This window comes from Lysinibacillus sp. 54212 (genome assembly GCF_036662795.1).
Taxonomy (GTDB): Bacteria; Bacillota; Bacilli; order Bacillales_A; family Planococcaceae; genus Lysinibacillus_B.
In genome coordinates, this window is record NZ_JBAFWZ010000010.1 from 24,190 (window position 1) to 41,400 (window position 17,211).

Annotated in this window: 19 protein-coding genes and 1 pseudogene; 15 read left to right on the forward strand and 5 right to left on the reverse strand. The window is 39.6% G+C overall.

Translation table 11 applies throughout. The annotated features are described in order from the left end of the window. Positions 1-60 precede the first annotated feature (60 nt). The 6 genes from V4T18_RS08810 (at position 61) to V4T18_RS08835 (ending at position 4,925) form a co-directional block, all read left to right on the forward strand. A complete protein-coding gene (locus V4T18_RS08810; RefSeq protein WP_332648774.1) occupies positions 61-543 on the forward strand; it encodes a cell wall elongation regulator TseB-like domain-containing protein in 483 nt (160 codons plus the stop codon). A gap of 14 nt (positions 544-557) precedes the next feature. Next, entirely contained in the window at positions 558-1,751 is a 1,194-nt protein-coding gene (locus tag V4T18_RS08815) for a pyridoxal phosphate-dependent aminotransferase (protein ID WP_332648776.1), read from the forward strand. A 30-nt stretch (positions 1,752-1,781) separates the two neighbouring features. Next, the gene (gene asnS / locus V4T18_RS08820) at positions 1,782-3,077 is read left to right on the forward strand and encodes an asparagine--tRNA ligase (RefSeq protein ID WP_332648778.1); all 1,296 of its coding nucleotides are present in this window, start codon (positions 1,782-1,784) and stop codon (positions 3,075-3,077) included. A 121-nt stretch (positions 3,078-3,198) separates the two neighbouring features. Beyond that, on the forward strand, positions 3,199-3,915 hold the full coding sequence (locus V4T18_RS08825; RefSeq protein ID WP_332648779.1) for a DnaD domain-containing protein: 717 nt from the start codon (positions 3,199-3,201) through the stop codon (positions 3,913-3,915). Positions 3,916-3,927: 12 nt separating this feature from the next. Beyond that, a complete protein-coding gene (gene nth / locus V4T18_RS08830) occupies positions 3,928-4,587 on the forward strand; it encodes an endonuclease III (protein WP_332648781.1) in 660 nt (219 codons plus the stop codon). Further along, positions 4,584-4,925: a YpoC family protein gene (locus tag V4T18_RS08835; protein WP_332648783.1), complete on the forward strand. Its 342-nt coding sequence runs from the start codon at positions 4,584-4,586 to the stop codon at positions 4,923-4,925. The genes nth and V4T18_RS08835 overlap by 4 nt, the downstream gene beginning before the upstream one ends. 170 nt (positions 4,926-5,095) lie before the next feature. Here V4T18_RS08835 and V4T18_RS08840 read toward each other — a convergent pair whose 3' ends face one another. From V4T18_RS08840 to recU, 3 genes are all read right to left on the reverse strand, one after another. Then, positions 5,096-5,824 (reverse strand): hypothetical protein, encoded by a 729-nt coding sequence (locus tag V4T18_RS08840; RefSeq protein WP_332648784.1) that lies wholly within the window; start codon positions 5,822-5,824, stop codon positions 5,096-5,098. A 190-nt stretch (positions 5,825-6,014) separates the two neighbouring features. Then, positions 6,015-8,636 (reverse strand): PBP1A family penicillin-binding protein, encoded by a 2,622-nt coding sequence (locus V4T18_RS08845; RefSeq protein WP_332648786.1) that lies wholly within the window; start codon positions 8,634-8,636, stop codon positions 6,015-6,017. Positions 8,637-8,660: 24 nt separating this feature from the next. Beyond that, a complete protein-coding gene (gene recU / locus V4T18_RS08850; protein ID WP_332648788.1) occupies positions 8,661-9,281 on the reverse strand; it encodes a Holliday junction resolvase RecU in 621 nt (206 codons plus the stop codon). A 151-nt stretch (positions 9,282-9,432) separates the two neighbouring features. On the opposite strand from recU, the gene V4T18_RS08855 reads away from it, so the two are divergent. The 3 genes and pseudogenes from V4T18_RS08855 to V4T18_RS08865 form a co-directional block, all read left to right on the forward strand. Continuing rightward, on the forward strand, positions 9,433-9,630 hold the full coding sequence (locus tag V4T18_RS08855; protein WP_332648790.1) for an endonuclease: 198 nt from the start codon (positions 9,433-9,435) through the stop codon (positions 9,628-9,630). Positions 9,631-9,678: 48 nt separating this feature from the next. Beyond that, on the forward strand, positions 9,679-10,047 hold the full coding sequence (locus V4T18_RS08860; RefSeq protein WP_332648792.1) for a YppE family protein: 369 nt from the start codon (positions 9,679-9,681) through the stop codon (positions 10,045-10,047). After that, positions 10,037-11,881: pseudogene (locus tag V4T18_RS08865) on the forward strand (DEAD/DEAH box helicase); the annotation flags it as partial. The gene V4T18_RS08860 and the pseudogene V4T18_RS08865, both read left to right, overlap by 11 nt. A gap of 11 nt (positions 11,882-11,892) precedes the next feature. Here V4T18_RS08865 and V4T18_RS08870 read toward each other — a convergent pair. After that, positions 11,893-13,707: a recombinase family protein gene (locus V4T18_RS08870; protein ID WP_332648794.1), complete on the reverse strand. Its 1,815-nt coding sequence runs from the start codon at positions 13,705-13,707 to the stop codon at positions 11,893-11,895. Between the two features lie 108 nt (positions 13,708-13,815). On the opposite strand from V4T18_RS08870, the gene V4T18_RS08875 reads away from it, so the two are divergent. Further along, the gene (locus V4T18_RS08875) at positions 13,816-13,956 is read left to right on the forward strand and encodes a hypothetical protein (protein WP_332648796.1); all 141 of its coding nucleotides are present in this window, start codon (positions 13,816-13,818) and stop codon (positions 13,954-13,956) included. Here V4T18_RS08875 and V4T18_RS08880 read toward each other — a convergent pair whose 3' ends face one another. Next, positions 13,957-14,334, reverse strand: coding sequence for a helix-turn-helix domain-containing protein (locus V4T18_RS08880; RefSeq protein WP_332648798.1), 378 nt, complete (start codon positions 14,332-14,334; stop codon positions 13,957-13,959). It lies immediately after the preceding gene. A gap of 163 nt (positions 14,335-14,497) precedes the next feature. On the opposite strand from V4T18_RS08880, the gene V4T18_RS08885 reads away from it, so the two are divergent. The 5 genes from V4T18_RS08885 to V4T18_RS08905 all read left to right on the forward strand — a co-directional run bounded on the left by V4T18_RS08885 (position 14,498) and on the right by V4T18_RS08905 (position 17,210). After that, positions 14,498-14,710 (forward strand): helix-turn-helix transcriptional regulator, encoded by a 213-nt coding sequence (locus tag V4T18_RS08885; protein WP_332648800.1) that lies wholly within the window; start codon positions 14,498-14,500, stop codon positions 14,708-14,710. A gap of 61 nt (positions 14,711-14,771) precedes the next feature. Then, on the forward strand, positions 14,772-14,984 hold the full coding sequence (locus V4T18_RS08890) for a hypothetical protein (protein WP_332648802.1): 213 nt from the start codon (positions 14,772-14,774) through the stop codon (positions 14,982-14,984). A 71-nt stretch (positions 14,985-15,055) separates the two neighbouring features. Beyond that, positions 15,056-15,259 carry a hypothetical protein gene (locus tag V4T18_RS08895; RefSeq protein ID WP_332648804.1) on the forward strand — a complete coding sequence of 68 codons (204 nt, stop codon included), beginning with the start codon at positions 15,056-15,058 and terminating at the stop codon, positions 15,257-15,259. A gap of 5 nt (positions 15,260-15,264) precedes the next feature. Continuing rightward, a complete protein-coding gene (locus V4T18_RS08900; protein ID WP_332648806.1) occupies positions 15,265-16,674 on the forward strand; it encodes an AAA family ATPase in 1,410 nt (469 codons plus the stop codon). Next, complete coding sequence (locus V4T18_RS08905; protein WP_332648808.1) at positions 16,674-17,210, forward strand: hypothetical protein; 537 nt, start codon at positions 16,674-16,676, stop codon at positions 17,208-17,210. The genes V4T18_RS08900 and V4T18_RS08905 overlap by 1 nt, the downstream gene beginning before the upstream one ends. Position 17,211 lies beyond the last annotated feature (1 nt).

The following is a 17,211-nucleotide window of genomic DNA, read 5'->3' on the forward strand; positions in this document are numbered from 1 at the left end:
AGAACAAAATCAGCATACTGTAATAACGGAAATTGTGCCAAATTCGAAGCAGGTGAAGGTATGAAAAATTGGCTCATTTTCGGCGTTGTTTTTATTCTTTCTTTGACCCTTGTTATCTCTTGTTTAGTACTCTGGAAAGCAAAAACTCCATTTAATGAGATAGAGGAGCAAGCGGAGGCATTAGCATTATCCTCGAAATCGCTTGCTGTTGTATCCAGTAGTTATACTTACAACGGTAATAAGCCGTACGTTACGGTATTCGGGGTAGATGAATATGGTAAGGAAAAGGCAATTTTTGTTCCAATCAGTTTAGAAGAGAAATCGATTCAGGAAGTATATTTGCAGGACGGTATAACGGAAGAACAAGCTTTATCTGTGTTAAATAATGAGAACGATGTGAAAGAAATACTTCATACAAAATTAGGCTATGAGGAAGCAGGCGCCGTATGGGAGCTTACTTACATAAATGACGCCGATAAGCTAAATTATGTGTACATTTTGTTTGAAGACGGACAATGGTGGAAACGCATTTTGAACTTGTAGAGGAGACGATTTCATTGAAACAATTATTAGCAAACCGTGTAAAAACATTAACACCATCTTCAACGCTAGCCATTACGGCAAAAGCGAAAGAGTTAAAAGAGCAGGGCATCGACGTTATCGGCTTAGGTGCTGGTGAGCCGGATTTTAATACACCACAAAATATTTTAGATGCAGCCGTTGATTCAATGAACAAGGGATTAACAAAATATACACCAGCAGGAGGCCTTCCTGTATTAAAGCAAGCAATTATCGACAAGCTTTCTCGTGATAATGAACTTACATATAAGCCAAATGAAATCATGGTGGGTGTAGGTGCAAAACATGTTCTTTACACTTTATTCCAAGTGATTTTAAATGAAGGTGATGAAGTGATCATCCCTATTCCGTATTGGGTTTCTTACCCTGAGCAAGTAAAGCTAGCGGGTGGTGTACCAGTTTATGTAGAGGGTACAGCACAACAAGGCTATAAAATTACACCACAGCAGCTAGAGGATGCGATTACAGAAAAAACAAAGGCAGTTATCATTAATTCGCCAAGTAATCCATCGGGAATGATTTATTCACGTGAGGAATTAGAGCAACTAGCAAAAGTTGCAGAAGAAAAAGATATTCTAATCGTTTCAGATGAAATTTATGAAAAGCTCGTATACAATGGTGTAGAACATTTTTCAATTGCACAGCTTACAGATGCAATTAAAGCTCGTACGATCGTTGTAAACGGTGTAGCAAAATCTCACTCTATGACAGGCTGGCGTATCGGTTATGCGGCAGGTAATACAGAAATTATTAAGGCAATGACAGACTTAGCATCTCATTCTACTTCAAATGCTACAACTACAGCACAATATGCAACAGTTGAAGCATACAATGGATCTCAGGATGCGGTAGAAGAAATGCGTCAGGCATTCCAATTCCGTTTAGAAAAAATTTACCCTCATGTAGCTGATATTCCAGGCTTTAAAGTATTAAAGCCACAAGGTGCATTCTATTTATTGCCTGATGTTGCAGAGGCAGCAGAAAAAACTGGCTATGAATCTGTAGATGCATTTGCAAAAGCTTTACTAGAAGAAGCGAATGTAGCCGTTATTCCGGGCTCTGGCTTTGGTGCAGATGCGACAATCCGCTTATCGTATGCAACATCATTAGAATTATTAGAAGAAGCAGTTCGTCGTATTGATACTTTTGTAAAATCAAAATGGCAAGGATAAACACTGCTCTCTAAGTTTTGGAGGACACATATGAAGAAAATAATGATTAAGGATATGCCGTCACATATTGGCGAAAAGGTGAAACTAGGTGCTTGGCTAGCGAACAAACGCTCAAGCGGAAAAATTGCATTTTTACAGCTACGTGACGGCTCTGGTTTTGTGCAAGGTGTTGTAGTGAAAGAAGAAGTAGGCGAGGAGTTATTCGCCGTTGCAAAAGGGATGACACAAGAAACTTCATTGTACATTATTGGAGAAGTAAGAGCGGATGAGCGTTCGAGCTTCGGTTGTGAGTTAAATGTTACAGGGATCGAAATCATTCACGCTGCAACAGACTTCCCGATCACACCAAAAGAGCATGGAACAGAGTTTTTAATGGACAACCGTCACTTATGGTTACGTTCTCGTAAGCAACATGCGATTATGAAAGTTCGTAACGAAATCATTCGTGCAACATATGAATTCTTTAACAACAATGGCTTTACTAAAATGGACCCGCCAATATTAACAGGTTCTTCACCTGAAGGAACATCGGAGTTATTCCATACGAAATATTTTGATGAGGATGCATATCTTTCTCAATCAGGTCAGCTTTATATGGAAGCAGCAGCGATGGCATTAGGGAAAGTATTCTCGTTCGGCCCTACATTCCGTGCTGAAAAATCTAAAACACGTCGCCACTTAATCGAGTTTTGGATGATCGAGCCTGAAATGGCGTTTGTTGAGTTTGAAGAAAACCTAGAAGTGCAGGAGCAATATGTTGAAAGTATCGTTGGATCTGTTCTTAAAAACTGTAAGCTAGAATTAGAGCGCCTAGGTCGTGATCTTTCTAAATTAGAAAATATTAAAGCGCCGTTCCCGAGAATTTCGTATGATGATGCAATTAAATTCCTTCATGAGCAAGGATTTGATGATATTCAGTGGGGAGATGACTTTGGTGCACCACATGAAACAGCGATTGCGAATCATTTTGATAAGCCGGTATTCATTACGTGCTACCCGATAGGAATTAAACCATTTTACATGCAACCACATCCTGAACGAGATGATGTTGTCCTTTGTGCTGATTTAATTGCACCGGAAGGCTACGGAGAAATTATCGGTGGCTCTGAGCGTATCCATGATTATGACTTGTTAAAATCTCGTTTAGAAGAGCATAATTTATCGATGGATGCCTATGCTTGGTACTTAGAATTACGCAAACAGGGCTCGGTACCGCATTCTGGCTTTGGTCTAGGTTTAGAGCGTACGGTAGCGTGGATTTCTGGCACAGAGCATATTCGTGAAACAATTCCGTTCCCACGCTTATTAAACAGACTGTACCCATAATCGGATAAGTTAGCTTTTTTGAAAGGCTATTAAAAAGATTACACAAAAAGAATCAAATTAAAAGAGAGCGTCCGATGTTTTTTCGGGCGCTTTCTATTCTCTTTGAGAGGAGTCAATAAATATGAAAAATCAAAGTAGCCGACTCCGTTCGTGGACAATGCAGAGGAATATAACGATTCCTCAGCTTTTTTTTAAGTTATACAAGGAGTTAAATATTCTAGATGATGAGGCATTGATTATCGTCCATCTACTTAGCTTTCATGAGGAGGGAATAGACTTTCCAACACCACATGATTTGACACTGCGTACACATTTTACAGCGAATGATATTTCGATGAAAATGCAACGACTCATGCAAAAGGGGCTACTTGAAATTACACAAGGTGTAGATGGGAATGGAAAGTTATTTGAAAAGTTTTCCCTATTTCCACTTTGGGAGCGCATTGTCGGATTATTGGAAGAGAAAGAGTTACAGCAGCAAGTAACAACAGCGAAAAATGAAGAGGGCGAGATCTTTTCGATGTTCGAGCAGGAGTTTGGTCGACTACTCTCCCCGATGGAGCTAGAAACAATCGGGATGTGGTTAGATCATGATCACCATTCTCCAGAGATTATTAAAGCGGCATTGAAAGAAGCTGTACTTGCTGGAAAAGTTTCACTCCGCTATATTGATCGCATTTTGTTTGAGTGGAAAAAGAAAAATATTACATCAGTAAAACAAATTGAACAGCATACAGAACAGTTTCGCTCCCGTCAATCAGTTCAACCAGCGCAACAAATAGATAGAGAATCAGCGCAAAATGGATTGTTTTATAATTGGCTAGAGGAACGAGAATAGGGGGGGATTTACATGCTTACGAAAAAACAATGGGAACATTGTCTAGATGAAATGGATCGAATGTTTCCAGATGCACATTGTGAGCTCGTACATGATAATCCGTTTGAATTAACGATTGCTACTTTATTATCTGCACAGTGTACAGATGTGCTTGTAAACAAGGTTACGAAAGATTTATTTCGAAAATATAAAACGCCTGAGGATTATTTAGCCGTTTCACTAGAGGAGCTGCAAAATGATATTCGCTCCATTGGGTTATATCGAAATAAGGCTAAAAATATTCAATTATTATGCTATAAGCTAATAAATGAATTTGAGGGTGAAATTCCAGCAAATCGGGAGGCATTAGTAACCTTACCGGGAGTTGGTCGTAAAACAGCCAATGTTGTATTATCAGTTGCGTTCGATATTCCAGCAATGGCTGTTGATACGCATGTTGAACGGATTTCGAAGCGATTAGGTCTTTGTCGCTGGAAGGATACCGTGCTTGAAGTTGAAGAAACGATCATGAAGAAAACACCGATTGAGCGTTGGAGCCGTGCCCATCACCAAATGATTTTCTTCGGACGCTATCATTGTAAGGCACAAAATCCAGGCTGTCATGAATGCCCACTATTTGCTGACTGTCGAGAAGGGCAAAAGCGCTTTAAAAAGGGGTTGGTAAAAGCATGATCCCAGTAAGAAAAGAAGCCATTTCAAAGGAAGCCATCGATACATGGTTTGGTGAGTGGGAGGCGCTGCAGATAAGAATTCATAGTGCCCACGAAACAAGGAATGGCGAAGCAAAAAGTTTAACAGAGCATGGAATTGCACTTTTTGAGAAACTATTAGTGGATTCTGCCAGCCATACTGCACATATAGATGAAGAGTTTGAATTATACCCAATTAACGGTAGGGAGCGTCTTCAATTTATAAAACAAAGGCCGGGGCAATATGCTTGCTATCGCCAGTTAGACGAGCTTTTTAAGGAAACAAAAAAACGCGCTGCAAGACTACGAACGAAAAAATAAATTGAAATCCCTCAATCCGCTCGATTGAAAGATTTCAGAGCGTCGACAAACTAATTTTCAAGCAGAAAATTAGTAAGGTCTGACGCTCTTTTATATTGGTGATGCCCCTTCCGACAATTGCAACGTGCTACCGCAATTGATGAATACAAAGCAGATACGGCTAATTTTTTCTATGTGTTTTTTGAATACGCTCGGTTAAAGAAATCATACATCTTCTTAATTTTTTCATCTAAAAAATGCGTTCGTTCAAATACAATGGAACGTACATTGTCTAATTGTCTTGAAATTTTTTCAATAAGACCCTCTTGATCCTCTACTCGGTTCATCACTTCCTGCTGCTTTTCATCGATACTATTGATTCCATCTATAATTTGTTCGTTAGACTCTCGTACTTGTTGTAGTTGATGCGTAATATCATTGTTTACAATTGTGTATTGATCGAGATGACCTGCCATCTCATTCATTGTCGCTGCAACATGATGGAGCCTGTCTCCAAGTTTTTCTTGATCTTGATTAATCACGGCTACTCTATCTAATAGATCATTTTTCATAAGTTGCTCATCCACCAGCATTGTTTGCAGCTGCACGTCTCGATTTTCTAGCTTTTCGAGCCATTCGATTATTTGCTGTTCTACTTCGCGCTGTTGGATATTCAGCTTTTGAATCTCGTGTAGCCTGTCATTTATCCTATTGATTTTTTTAGATTGCTGTAAAATGGATGTATTTTGTTTGGTTTTAAAAGCCTGGATTGCACGATGAACATCTTGATTCAATGTTTGTTGTTCTCTTATAAGCTCTGTCATTTCATTTCGGTGATACACTATTTGATTATTTTCTATTAGTGTATGATTACTCTTGAATAGTCCTAGTTTCCCATCATTATTCATGAATAGTCCCATAAACCTTCCTCCTTTTCATTATCGTTATTTTGTATAATATGCTTTTTACGGGTCATAGTGTGTTTTCGATGAAAGGCTCTTGAAATAATATAAGCATAAGAAAAGGGGAAATTAAAATCCTCATTCATCAGAACAGTATCTAATGAATGAGGATTTCTAAGTTTATTTATTATTAATTGAAGGGAAGGGGTTAATCGTCAGTTTCTGGCTCAGTCGGTTCGGTTGGCGGGGTTACAACCTGATTGCCGTTGCCATTTCCGTTGTTGCTACCATTCCCGTTTCCATTGCCATTGTTGTTCCCGTTATTATTACCATTCCCGTTTCCATTGCCATTTCCGTTATTGTTTCCGTTTCCGTTCTCATTATCCCCATCGTCATCATCTATATCTGGTTCAGTAGGCTCTTCAGGAATTACAATGCCTTCGATGAAGATTGATACACTTGCTGGCTCACTTCGGGTGTCGTCCATTATTGCTACGACAGAGAATGTATAGTTACTGCCAGGTTGAACATTTGGAATGGTAACGTTTTTAGCACCTGTTGTCTCGATAACTGTGGATTTCCCATTATCGACTTTCATTGAAACTTCGTATGTGATAGAAGAGTCTTGTCTTTCATCATCATCACCAGTAGTAGGTAGTGTATGGTCCCAAGAAAGATTTATTAGACTAGCATCTTCATTATAATCAGCCTTTAATCCAAATGGAGGATCTAGCGTAATCTTTTCATATTTATCAGATACCTCTGTTGGCACTGTACCACGAACAAATAGCTCCGTAGCCTTTAATTCATTTGGTGTATACTCACTTGCCAGTTTTAATGGGCTCGTACCTAGCTCAATTGTTGCTGAAACGACCGAGTTTGGCTGAGTGAATTTTGTGTTTGGAACATTTTCTGATAGCTGTGACATGATTGATTTAAATAATCGTTGTGGTAGCCATCTTTCTTCCCACGTAGTAAGAGCATCTTTACGCTCTGAATAGCCACTCCATACGGCTATTGAATAATTAGGTGAGTAGCCGACAAACCAAGAGTCGGGAACTGCCATGCCTCTAAAATTGTATTTTTTAAATTCATCGGATGAATAGTTTGTTGTACCTGTTTTACCAGCAATATCTATACCAGGAACAATCGCATTTTTCGCAGGAGCACCTGGTTTAGTACTTACTACATCTCGTAATATGTCAGTGACCATATAAGCTGTTGAATCGGCCATTGCAACATTAGATTCTGGCTTATATTTCTTTGATGTTACGCCATCACGATACACGATTTTAGTAATCGAATGTGGATCAGTATATACACCTTTATTGCCAAGTGCAGCATAAGAAGCAGCTAATTGAATCGGTGATATATTCACGCGCCCACCACCGATGGCATCCGATTCTACTAGATAATCAGTTTTAATACCTAAATTTCCAATGAACTTTTGTGCCTTCTCCGGTGTAACAGCTTTTAAGGCCTTAACAGCAGGAATATTTCGGGATTGGTACAACGCTTTACGGATTGTCATCGTCCCTAAATACTTATTATCAAAGTTCGTAATCGTTTGATTCGTTCCTGAATATTTCATTGGTTCATCGACAATTGTTTCTCCAGTAGACCATTTTAAATATTCAATAGCTGGACCGTAATCCACTAATGGCTTAATTGTCGAGCCTGGTGAACGTTGTTTTAAATCATATGCATAGTTATAGTCTCGATCTGCATAATTACGACTACCACCGATTGCTCTAATAGCACCAGTTTTTGTATCAATAACCGAAACGCCTGATTGAATTTTTTCTTTCGGGAAGTTTTCGTCATTATTCATTACTGATTCTACAATTGTTTGTGCTTGTGGATCTAATGTTGTATAAACTTTAATGCCATCCGCAAGTGACTCATAGTCATCGTTTTCTTCAAGCTCAGATAAAACAACGTCTAAAAATGCAGGGAATTTTGTTGTTGCATTTGCCACACGTTCGTTTTCAGGTAATAAGCCCTCTTCAACAGGGATCGCTTTTGCCTTTTCAGCTTGGGCTTCTGTAATTTTCCCGTGCTGTACCATTAAGCCTAAAACGATGTTACGACGTTTTTCAGCTCGCTCAGGATTTTTAAATGGATTGTAGTTATTCGGGCTTTGAGGCATACCAGCTAATAAAGCCATTTCCTGTAACTCTAACTCAGAAAGCTTTTTGCCATAAAAGTATTCTGCAGCTGTTCCAAAGCCATATGTTGTACCTGACATTAATACCTTATTAAAATACATTTCAAAGATTTCTTCTTTATCGTATTTACGTTCTAGTTTAAGCGCTAACCAAGCTTCTTGTGCTTTACGCTCAAGCTTTTTCTCATTTGTAAAGAAAGAATTTTTTATTACTTGTTGTGTAATGGTACTTGCACCTTGTGAACCAAAGCCTTGGCGGAAGTTCGCAATCACAGCTCCACCGAGGCGCCAAAGATCAACCCCAGAATGCTCAAAAAAACGTACGTCTTCTGTTGCTAGGATTGCATCCACCATACTATCGGGAATTTCATCAAATTCAATATATTTTCGTTTCTCATCTATACCGACAGTAGCGAATAGTTCGCCGTTAACATCGTAAAATTCAGATGAAATAGGGTCCTTTAATAATTCTTCATCAAGCTCTGGTGCATTACTTGCATAATAAGCAAATAGGCCGGCTCCACCTAAAAAGCCTACAACACCAACAATGACTAGAGTTAAAACAATTCGCTTTAACCAAAGTTTCAGCGGTGTTTTACTTTTTTTATTTTGTAGTTCACGTGCTCTTTTTACGTCTTCACGTGTCCGTTTTTGCTGTGTCACTTTTTTTCTCCTCACTTTCACAAACTATTTGTTTGCGACAATCTTTTTTAAGGCTGCTAAATAATCAATTCTGGGATTGAAGCCAATTTGAATTTCTACAGCTTTTTCCTCAAATGCAGCTAGTCGAATGGATTTGCGTCCACCACTTTCCATCGTATGCCATGCTTCTTCTATAATGTCAAACGGGACGACAAAATAACGATCAACTGAAGAAAAACGAACGATAAAAAATGCGATTCCCTGCTGTTCCACGACCGACCTCATATGGGTTATTTGATGGGCATGGATATTTTTTAGTGGGAATGAAGTTTTACTTTCTGTTTCCTTTGCTTCAAAGTCAATATAATATCCATTCCAAACGCCGTTATAGTCCGTTGTAGAGGGGGTACGGAAATACGCCTCCCTAATAACAGCGGTACTTCTTGAAGGATATTCTACTTTGACGATTTGAATCGGAACAGGTTTCTTATGAACGTTGGCTAATCCATGAGAATTGTAAAATTGATTGGTTTCATTCAAATCATCTTCTAGTGTTTTTCCACGATTACTAAAGGAAATTTTTTTTTCGTTTTTTGATTGTTTTTTTACAGGCGTTTCAGAATTGTTAGGTTTATAGACTTTTCCATTTGGATATCGAATCGTCATGAAATCACCCTTTCAAAACATTTTATACATAGAGTGTAGCATAAAGCCTTGACGAAATTTTTCTAGTTTTATCGATTATTGTCTAGTTTTATCAGAGTGGCAGGATTTTATTTCATTTATCTCAAATAGTAACAGGACAGGGAGGGATAACATGAAAAAAATTCAACTATTACTCGAACGTCTTAGCTGTTTGGATGCCATGCTTGGAGAACGCATTCTCTTGGAGCAGGCCCAAGTGAAGGTTTCCTTTTATGAGCAATTAAATAGTGCTCATCAAAGAGTTAGCTTAGCAGAAAAAAAGTGGCAAGTAAAGAATACGTGTTCCCCTAAAGGTAGTGAACGGGATTAAATTTTGGTACACTTATAAGCAACGAGAAAAGTTATAGAGGTGTACACAATGCAATTACTTCAATATACAAATAGGCTGCTGCTCGCGTGTGATGAAGCGAGCAGTCGTTTTTTCGATATGCGCGAGCGCGATGCCGTGCCAGACTTTTATAATCAAGTAAAGCCATATGCAGATGACATGCGGGAGCTTTTACTAGAGTGGCAGGGGCTTGCCCACCATTGGATTTCAGCTCATCAACCGAAATACATGCATAAACAACAGATTGACCATGCTGTTGATGGTATGGAACAGTTTTTCGTACAATCGTTTTATAAAGAAACGAGTAAAAAGCGCTTCCTGCAATCGATTGAGGCTGCTAAATATACGCTAACGACGCTAGAGCGTTATTTACAGGAAGGTGAGACTGATGCTAAGTAAAAAGAAATCGATACAGGGGCTACTTGAATCCTGGCAATATGATGAAGAGTTAAAGAAAAATATTATTCATTGGCATACTCTAGACGGCCAACAGGCACAATATGCCGATTTCCCAGAGGCTCTTCACCCTTCGATTAAAACAGCACTTTTATCACGTGGCATTGAAAAACTTTATACACACCAGCGGCAGTCATTTGACTACGGGGTAAAGGGACAATCGTTCACCGCTGTAACGCCGACAGCCTCTGGTAAGTCATACTGCTATCATTTACCAATTTTACAAAAAATATTACAAGATAATTCAAGTCGTGCAATTTATTTATTTCCAACGAAAGCACTTGCACAGGATCAAAAATCTGATTTAAACGAATTAATCGAAGCAATGGGCGAAGAAATTTTAAGCTATACGTATGATGGAGATACTGCTCCGAGTATTCGTACGAAAATCCGGAAGGCAGGGCATATTATTATGACGAATCCAGATATGCTGCACTCAGGAATTTTACCCCATCATACGAAATGGGTATCCCTTTTTGAAAACTTGAAGTATATCGTTATCGATGAGCTTCATACATATAAAGGAGTGTTTGGTAGCCATGTGGCACATGTTATTCGCCGATTAAAACGAATTTGCGCGTTTTATGGCAGTAATCCAACTTTTATTTGTACTTCCGCCACGATTAAAAATCCGAAAGAACTTGCAGAAACGTTAACGAATGAAAAGCATGAATTAATCGCGAATTCTGGTGCACCTGTTGGAAAGAAAACGTTTATTTTTTATAATCCGCCTATAGTACATCCTACATTCGGTGTTCGTCGAAGTGCCGTACTGGAGGTGCGTGATTTATCACAGCGCCTATTTGAAGCGGGGATTCAGACCATTATCTTTGCTAAATCACGTGTTCGAGTAGAAATGCTTGTTACATATTTAAAAACATTAACGGTGAAAAAGCTTCAGGACGAGTCGATTCAAGGTTATCGTGGCGGCTACTTACCAAGTGAACGCCGAAAAATTGAGAAGGGTCTGCGCGATGGTTCGATTCAAATGGTTGTTAGTACAAATGCGTTAGAGCTCGGTGTAGATATTGGTGGGCTCCAAGCATGTATTATGACCGGTTACCCTGGTAATATTGCGAGTGCGTGGCAGCAGGCGGGCCGTGCAGGTAGACGGCAAGATGAGGCGCTAATAATTTATGTAGCACAATCTACAGCGTTAGACCAGTATGTCGTAAATCACCCAACCTATCTTTTAGGAAGCCACCCTGAGGAGGCTCGAATTAATCCAGATAATATTTTAATTTTGATGGATCATTTAAAATGTGCCGCATTTGAACTCCCTTTTTCAATGGATGATACGTATGGTGAATTCACAGTACAGGAGCTACTTGCTTATCTTGAGGGGGAAGGGGTATTAGTTAAAACGAGCACACAATGGCATTGGATGAGCGACCGCTTCCCAGCCCATGAAATCAGCTTACGTTCTGCTGCGCAGGAAAATGTCGTTATTATTGATATTTCTGTACCGGCAGCAACAAAGGTAATTGGTGAAATGGACACTTACAGTGCAATGACGCTGTTACATGAGGAAGCAATTTATATCCACCAAGGAACACAATTCCAAGTGGAAAAGCTCGATTGGGAAGAAAAGAAAGCCTATGTACGAGAAGTAGACGTCGACTATTTTACAGATGCAAATCTAGCAGTTGAATTGAAAGTATTAAGTGAGGATAAATCTGCACAATATAAAACAGCAACGGTAAGCTACGGAGATGTGAGTTTGCTAGCCATTCCGACGATATTTAAGAAAATGAATATAAGCAAAAACCCACGTGTGAGACACGTGGGTCATTTTTTTAGGTTATAGCGCTTCACTAAGCGGTTTACAGTAGTCTTTGCTAGACCTGTATCTCTCGAAATTTGGTTGTTAATAGCTCCTGGATTTTCTTTTAGGTACGCCTTAATGATTTCTATTTTCTTCGCAGCATCTTGTTCCAGGATAACACCGTGTTCTAGCGGACCGAACTTCTTTTCCAGCCTGTAGATTGTGCTCTCCGCAATTCCTAGCTCTTTTGCAGCAACTCGTAGGGAAGCGTCTGGGTTATCTTTTAGATACAGCTGTACGCGCTCGTATTTACCTTTAGGGTCCCTATCTGTTCGACTATGCTGTTTTCGGTCATACGGGTTAGGATCAATCGGTACACGAATTTCTAGTGGCACATTGTTCGTTAGTAGACCTTGCATGATAATGTGATCCTCATACACGACAGCTTGCGGGAATAGTCGTCCAATCAGGTGCATTTGATCCTCTTTATCCAGAAGGGTATCGAAACGTGCTGCTACGCCCAGGTAATCAACTACAGCCTCATAGTTAAAGAGGTTAGCTTTAATTAGGTCTCGTTTATTAGTTAACTGCTTTAAACGCTGGTCATGCGTTTTTAACTCATTTTCTAATAAAATCTTTTGTTGATCGAGCTGCTCTTTTGACCAGGAACCATCCAGGTAGAGAGGGAGTAATCGGTCAATTTTTGCGTGCGTGTCTGTTTTAGCTTTGGTTAATGTCTTAATTCCACTTTCAAGTAGTTGTAGATCCTCTGGACTGTGGTCTAGCTGTATATAGGCCTTCGCAAAATCTTCGCCCTTAATAATGTCTTTTACAGCCCTAATAATGTTTTGCTCTACTCGAATTGTATTGATATTAAAAGTACACTTCGACCCGTCCGTTAATCGTTCCTGCTTGTTATGGATAATGTAAAAGTGTACGCCGTACTGTTTAATGCCCGACATATGAATACTTAGTTTTCTACCACAGTACGCACACGTCATGTTTACGCGTCTTAGTAGCTGGGGAGTGCTTTCAGGCTTTCTACGGAATTTACTTTTACGCTTTTCTAATATTTTCTGTTGCTGTTCATCTGTTCTTAGTCTTGGGTACACATCTTCTACAACGATCGTTTCACCGTTACTAAATGTTTTTATCATGCGTCCACAGTATGCTTCATTGGTTAATTTTTGACGCACACTAGCTTCGGACCAGCGTTTTCCTCTAGGTGTTTTTGTGATTGCATTTAACTCTTTCGCGATTTGTGTATCGCTGTATCCTTTTTCTAGGTACAATTCATCAATAAAAGGAATGATCCATGACCACGTATCGTTAACGCTGTATGTGGATGTGTTTTTATCATAGTTATATTCGATAGGCGGGGCACCCCAGCCTTTACCTTCACGTGTACGCTGCCTTTTACCTCGCATCATACGGCGGACAATAGCACGCTTTTCGCGTTTTGCAATAAGGTTTTTAATGTCGGAAATGAATTCGTCGTCTTCGTTTGTTAAGTCAACAATAGATCCAGGTTCGGCAATTTTTACTCCGTTCTCTCTTAGTACGTCTTTTAAAAACTCCCAATTGACTGTATCCAATCGACTTAAGCGGTCCTGGTCAATACATAAAACAACATCTACAGAATGGTCCTCTACATAGTCCATTAAGGCGTTAAGGCCTTCCTTGTCCAATTTCCCACCGCTGTCTACGTCTTTAAATTCAGAGAGGATTTCCCACCCCTGGCTATCTGCGTATTTAGTCAATTCTTCTTTCTGTGCTTTAAGGCTGTATTTATCTTCCTGTAACTTTGTTGATACACGGTAGTAGAGAACAGCTTTCATAGATTTCACACCTTTCAATAATTTGTAAGAAGTTATCTAGCCATAAATCTATATTCGTAGTATGATGTAAAATAAGAACACCCGTTCTATATTTAAGGGGGCTAGCGTATGCAAAGAGATAAAATACCAAAAGTCGTAAAAAATCACCCGTCGTATTTAGTGGCCGCACACGGCACAAAACAAGAAGTGAATATTAAAATACTTACTCAAAAGCTCATAAAAAATATTGAAATCAAATTAAGAACATAACTATTTTTGTTCTTTCATCATACGCTGGATCAAAATGTAACGGATAGCTTCTTCTATTTCTTCTTCTGTAGCGTTAATTAGCGAAAACTTTTTTCGAAGTTCTGCTGCTGTTACATCTAGATCGGCTTCGACACTTTCTATAAAAGCCTTTTCGTTTGCTGTATATTCTTCTGGGTTGTCTGTGCGAAGTAGTAAGTAGTCAATACTCACTCCGAAAAAGTCTGCTAGTTTTTCTAATGTTTGTAGTTCCGGTTGCTTTTTATCTTTTTCGTAATATGAGATTGTAGATTGTTTTACTTGTATAGCAGCAGCTACCTGTTGCTGTGTAAGCTTTTTATACTTTCTTAAACCTTTTAATCTTGTACCAAATGTCTCCATGTTTACCCCTCCGATAAGGATATTATTATATTACTTTTAGTCATAAAAAAAATAAAAAAATAAAAATGTTATGCAAAACTATTGACTTTATAACCTGTGGTCATATATTATGAGAACCAACAACTAAATATGTCCTAGCGACATAAAAGGGGGTGGTACATAAATGACAGTAGAGAATGCACGTTTAGTCAGTTTGCGTAAAAGTAAGAATCTAACCCAGGAACAGCTTGCAGAAAACGTAGGCATTACCCAGGCGATGGTCGCTCGTATTGAATCTGGTGAGCGAGACCCATCTTCAAGCAATAAAATCAAGCTAGCAAAATTTTTCGGTGTAACAGTCGAACACCTTTTCTACGAAAACCGTTACGGTGAGTAGAAATTTTTTTCTAACAAATTATAACCGTTAGGCATATTTTTGTAAAGAAAAGGGTGAGAGTATGAAACCTGTTGATCCTAACACACCAATTATCGACCCCGAACTTGTTAGGAAGAATGCTTACCTTCCTGTAAAGCTAGCGGAGCTAGCCAAAAGAAAACCACAGGTAGCTTTGTCTTTACTACAAGATTGGGGCGAAGGTAATAAAACGATAAAAACTCTTTGGAAAGAGACGGTAGAACAACTAGAAGACGCTGCAACGTCGACTTGTTAAAAGTAGTTTACAGTAAATAAGTAAAGAAGTAAAGAAAAAATGTATTAATTAGTAATAAAGGGGGAATTTGTATGTCGGTAATTTTATACGCAAGCCGTATTATGACTAAAAATGAAGTAGCAGAGCAAGGACGTGCGGTACGTGCATGTAGAGCAAGTAACGATGAATTAGCCGTGAATATCATTATGCTTCGTAATGCGGCTGTAAAATCGGACTGCTTGAAGGGGGTGGTTAAAAGAAGTGTCACAGCTGCGAGTAAACGGAAAGGAGCGTAAAAAGAATGATTACAGCTGTAAGAATCGAGGGTTTCCAATCGCACGTCGAAAGTACATTTAACCTGGGAAATGGTTTAAATGTTATCACGGGACCGTCGGATGCAGGAAAAACGGCCATCATACGAGCTATTCGGTGGATCGCTTTTAATGAGCCTACAGGTGAAGCATATGTTAACCAAAAAGTAGGGGAAGCCATCGTAACAGTTTTGTTAGCAAGTGGTCACATTATTACAAAACGCCGTAGAAAAGGTAAAACATCTTATCTGCTACAGCAAAATGCAGACGACGAAGGCAGCCTTTTCGAAAAGTCGGAAGTTCCAGACGAAGTAAAGGTCTTGCTAGGAATCGAGAAGCAGAGTTTCGGAGATTTCGAAACAGCATTGAATTTCAGCTTTCAGTTAGATGCGCCATTCTTAATCAGCGAAACAGCTTCGGCTGGCGCAAAGGTATTAGGGAAATTAGCGGGAACGGAAAGCGTAGACTTAGCAATCAAAGGTATTTCGAAGGATACCTACGCAACGAGGCAAAATCGAACGAACGCGGAGAAGGACATTGAAAGATTGTCTGGTAGTATGCTTGCTTACTCACACATCGACGACGCAAAACAAGCTGTAGACATTGCGCATATGCTACTAGATCAAGTAGAAGGTCGGGCTATGAAAGTAGAAGAGTTAAAGTCTCATAGAGCCATGTATGAAGCATCAACGAACTTAATCGCCTCATACAACGGAAAGCTAGCAGCATTAAGCATCGTCCCACAGCTGGGGGAAGATTTAAACACAATAGAAAAGGCCCAGCAGCAAAAAGATAGACTGCTAGACCTACTAGAAAGTTATTTAAAGCTAACGGGACAGTTAACAGAAATCGACCGTACGTTAGACAAATTAAAAGAAATAGATCAAGCGGCTGACGTAGTTGAGGTCCTAAGTCAAAACGTCGAAAAGCTTAATCTATTCCATAACTTACAACGAGAATACCACAAAAATGCGGAAATCGTAAATACTACAGCCGTACTCCTAGATAAAACAAAGCACATTGACGCTTTAAATAACGATATAGAGCTTTTAGCAGACAAGCTTAATACTTTAAATAATTTACGAGCTATGCAACTAGAATATACGAACGTCGTAAAACGCCTAGAAATTGCCCAGGAGCGCGAGAAGCGTTTCGAGGGTTTAGGGGAAGCCCTAGCGCTTTTACAAGCACTAGACGAAGTTCAGAGCAGGAAAACGGCTGTTTCTATGCTGTTAACAACCTATAAAGAAATCGAATCTTTGATTTCTCAACGCGAACAACAGCTATTCGAGGCTAAAATTGCTTTACATCGAGCGGAGGCCGAAGAAGCAACTGCATGGGAAGCGGCAGGCGGTATTTGTCCTACATGTGAGCAACCTCATGAAAGGGGTGCTTGTTAGTGATTAACGAGACCCAGAAAGCACTAGGGAAATATTCTTTCGTTATCGGCACTAGGCACGGAGACGAAACGGTTTTGGTAGACCCAGAAGACAAGGAGAAAGTCGAAGGTGTTACTCGATGGGTGCTTTATAAAGACCCGAAAGGAAGACCGCTAGCACGTGCCGGCAGAGAAGACGGACAAGTCTTATTACATCGATTATTATTCGAAATTCCAAAGGGTGCACGCCTTGAATGGAAGAACGGAAATTCTTTAGACCTTCGTCGAGTGAACCTACAGCTGGTGCACAAGGACGGCACAATCGAACAGCTTAAACCCGAAGTACAGGCTACTGCTATCGAAGAAGGGGAGAGTATTCGCGGTGTTTACTTCCATAAAGCTAGTCAACGATGGCACGCTGCGGCTTACCACGAAAAGAAGCGTGTAAGTCTTGGTTACTTTAGAGATAAAGACGAGGCAGTAAAAGAGATGAATACCTTTAGATCGGAAGGACCGAATAGTCCTAACCTCAAACGCAATCAAAGAAAGGGGAAATAAT